At 71.6% G+C, this 3,713-nt stretch carries 3 protein-coding genes; all 3 read left to right on the forward strand.

The genetic code is table 11. The annotated features are described in order from the left end of the window. Window positions 1-817: hypothetical protein (locus PROKR_RS21415; RefSeq protein WP_036967131.1), on the forward strand; the 817-nt coding region annotated here is incomplete at its 5' end. Window positions 818-844: 27 nt separating this feature from the next. Then, window positions 845-2,809: a fumarate reductase/succinate dehydrogenase flavoprotein subunit gene (locus PROKR_RS21420; protein ID WP_036967132.1), complete on the forward strand. Its 1,965-nt coding sequence runs from the start codon at window positions 845-847 to the stop codon at window positions 2,807-2,809. Continuing rightward, window positions 2,806-3,558, forward strand: a complete 753-nt coding sequence (locus PROKR_RS21425; RefSeq protein ID WP_036967135.1) for a succinate dehydrogenase/fumarate reductase iron-sulfur subunit — start codon at window positions 2,806-2,808, stop codon at window positions 3,556-3,558. The genes PROKR_RS21420 and PROKR_RS21425 overlap by 4 nt, the downstream gene beginning before the upstream one ends. Window positions 3,559-3,713: the final 155 nt, after the last annotated feature.

The following is a 3,713-nucleotide window of genomic DNA, read 5'->3' on the forward strand; positions in this document are numbered from 1 at the left end:
GACCGCGCGCCACCCCGCGTGGCGCGGGGTCGATGCGCCCGGACGCGCCGCCGTCGGCGTCCGCACGCTACGCACCGACCGCTGGTGGCTGGCCCCGCTCGCGACCGCGCTCGGTCTGCTGGTCTTCGTCGTCTACGCGACCGCGCGGGCGTTCCAGCAGGCCTACTTCTTCGCCGACGAGCGCTACCTGACACCGTTCTACTCGCCCTGCGTGTCGCTGGGCTGTGCGGCCGAACCGGGCTCCTCGCACTTCGGCATGTTCCTGCCGGACCACCCGCTGATCCCGTACGCGGCCCTCAGCCTGCCGTTCCTCCTGCTGTTCCGGCTGACCTGCTACTACTACCGCAAGGCGTACTACCGCTCGTTCTGGCTCGCGCCCGCGGCGTGCGCGGTGCCGGAACCGCACGCCCGGCAGACGGGCGAGACGCGCTTCCCCCTGGTCATGCAGAACGTGCACCGGTACTTCTTCTACGTCGCGGTGCTGGTCTCGCTGGTGAACACCTATGACGCACTGGTCGCGTTCCGGCACCCCGACGACGGCTTCGTGGTCGGCGTCGGCAACCTGGTGCTGCTGGCCAACGTCGTGCTGCTGTGGTGCTACACGGCGTCCTGCCACTCGTGCCGGCACGTGATGGGCGGGCGTCTCACGCACTTCTCGAAGCACCCGGTCCGGTACTGGTTCTGGACCCGGATCTCGGCCCTGAACACGCGGCACATGTTCTTCGCCTGGATCACGCTCGCCTCCCTGATCCTCACCGACCTGTACGTGATGCTCGTGGCGCGCGGGACGGTCGTGGACCTCCGCCTCATCGGCTAGCCCTCTCATCGGCTAAGGAGACCCGTCTTGACCGAGATCGAACGGCACGACTACGACGTCCTCGTGATCGGCGCGGGTGGTGCGGGGCTGCGCGCCGCGATCGAGGCCCGCGAGCGCGGGCTGCGCACGGCGATCGTCTGCAAGTCGCTGTTCGGCAAGGCGCACACCGTGATGGCCGAGGGCGGCTGCGCGGCGGCGATGGGCAACGTCAACGAGCACGACTCCTGGCAGGTGCATTTCCGCGACACCATGCGCGGCGGCAAGTTCCTGAACAACTGGCGCATGGCGGAGCTGCACGCCAAGGAGGCGCCCGACCGCGTCTGGGAGCTGGAGACGTACGGCGCCCTGTTCGACCGGACGGCGGACGGCCGGATCAGCCAGCGGCACTTCGGCGGGCACACCTACCCGCGGCTCGCGCACGTCGGCGACCGCACGGGCCTGGAGCTGCTGCGCACCATGCAGCAGCGCATCGTGGCGCTGCAGCAGGCCGACCATGCCGCCACCGGTGACTACGAGGCGCGGCTGCGGGTGTTCGCCGAGTGCACCGTCACCGAGCTGCTGACCGACCCCGCCGGGCCCGGCAGCCGCGCGCCGATCGCCGGGGCGTTCGGGTACTGGCGCGAGTCCGGCCGGCACGTGCTGTTCTCGGCGCCCGCCGTCGTGCTGGCCACGGGCGGGATCGGCAAGTCGTTCCAGGTCACGTCCAACTCCTGGGAGTACACGGGCGACGGCCACGCTTTGGCGCTGCGGGCCGGAGCGAGCCTGGTGGACATGGAGTTCGTGCAGTTCCACCCCACGGGCATGGTCTGGCCGCCCAGCGTCAAGGGCATCCTCGTGACCGAGGGCGTGCGCGGCGACGGCGGCGTGCTGCGCAACTCCGACGGCGACCGGTTCATGTTCGGGTACGTGCCGGACGTCTTCAAGGGCCAGTACGCCCAGACCGAGGACGAGGCCGACCGCTGGTACGACGACCAGGAGAACAACCGCCGCACGCCCGACCTGCTGCCCCGCGACGAGGTGGCGCGCGCCATCAACACCGAGGTCAAGGAGGGGCGCGGCTCGCCGCACGGCGGCGTCTACCTGGACATCGCCAGCCGCATGCCGGCCGAGGAGATCAAGCGGCGCCTGCCGTCGATGTACCACCAGTTCAAGGAGCTGGCGGACGTCGACATCACCGCCGAACCCATGGAGGTGGGCCCCACCTGCCACTACGTGATGGGCGGCATCGAGGTGGACCCCGACACGGGCCAGTCGCGGGTGCCCGGGCTGTTCGCGGCGGGGGAGTGTGCCGGCGGCATGCACGGCTCGAACCGGCTGGGCGGCAACTCGCTGTCCGACCTCCTGGTCTTCGGCCGCCGGGCGGGGCTCGGCGCGGCCGACTACGTCACCGGCCTCGAACGCCGTCCGGCGATCCGGGAGGCCGACGTCGAGGTCGCCGCCGCGATGACGCTCGCCCCCTTCGACGTGCACCCCGCCGCGGCCGGCGGCGAGAACCCGTACGCGCTGCACGCCGACCTGCAGCGCGTCATGAACGACCTGGTGGGCATCATCCGCACCGAGGCCGAGATGGTCGCCGCGCTCGACCGGCTCGCCGAGCTGCGCGCCCGGGTGCACGACGTCGTCGTCGAGGGGCACCGGCAGTACAACCCGGGCTGGCACCTCGCGCTCGACCTGCGGAACATGCTCATGGTCAGCGAGGCCGTGGCGTCCTCCGCGCTGCTGCGCACGGAGAGCCGCGGCGGGCACACCCGCGAGGACCACCCGGGGCTCGACCCGCAGTGGCGGCACCGGGTGCTGGTCACGCACTGCGTCGATGTGGGCGGTGCGGACGGCGCGGGTACCCGCGCCGTCGTGCCGCGGACCGCCGTCGAACCCGCCGAGCGCGTGCCGATGCGCGCCGACCTGCTCGCGCTGTTCGACCTGCCCGAGCTGGAGAAGTACTACACGGCGCCGGAGCTCGCGGAGCATCCAGGACAGGGAGGCACACCATGAGCTACGAGGGCAGGTTCCGCGTCTGGCGCGGCGACGCCGACGGCGGGGCGCTCGCGAACTTCACCGTGGAGGTGAACGACGGCGAGGTGGTGCTCGACGTCCTGCACCGCCTGCAGGCCACCCAGGCGCCCGACCTCGCGGTGCGGTGGAACTGCAAGGCGGGCAAGTGCGGGTCGTGCTCGGCGGAGATCAACGGGCGCCCGCGGCTGCTCTGCATGACGCGGATGTCCGTGTTCGCGCCCACCGACGTCGTCACCGTGACGCCGATGCGCACCTTCCCGGTGCTGCGCGACCTCGTGACCGATGTGTCGTTCAACTACGCCAAGGCGCGCGAGGTGCCGTCGTTCACACCGCCCACCGACCTCGCGCCGGGCGAGTACCGGATGGCGCAGGTCGACGTCGAGCGCTCGCAGGAGTTCCGCAAGTGCATCGAGTGCTTCCTGTGCCAGGACACGTGCCACGTGGTGCGCGACCACGACGAGAACAAGGAGGCGTTCGCCGGCCCGCGGTTCCTGATGCGCATCGCCGAGCTGGAGATGCACCCGCTCGACGTCGCCGACCGGGTGCCCGCGGCACAGGACGAGCACGGGCTGGGCCGGTGCAACATCACCAAGTGCTGCACCGAGGTGTGCCCCGAGGGCATCAAGATCACCGACAACGCGCTCATTCCGATGAAGGAACGCGTGGCCGACCGGCGGTACGACCCGCTGGTCTGGCTGGGGCGGACCATCTCGCGGCGTCGGGACTAGGGGTCGGCGGCCTCCCGGACCGTGGCCCGCGCCAGCTCCTCCCGGACCGCGGTGACGCCGCCGAGGCCGAGCTCGAGGTGCTGGTCCAGACACTCCTGCCACGCGTCGCGCGCCTCCGCCCAGCGGCCGACGTCGCCGAGCAGGGCGGCGCGCCG

The sequence above is a fragment of the Promicromonospora kroppenstedtii DSM 19349 genome, assembly GCF_000515355.1.
GTDB classification, from domain to species: Bacteria; Actinomycetota; Actinomycetes; order Actinomycetales; family Cellulomonadaceae; genus Promicromonospora; species Promicromonospora kroppenstedtii.

What these genes read in the sequence shown, in the direction of transcription:
- PROKR_RS21425 (WP_036967135.1), top strand. Translation starts at nt 2,806, where the DNA reads ATGAGCTACGAGGGCAGGTTCCGCGTCTGGCGCGGCGACGCCGACGGC.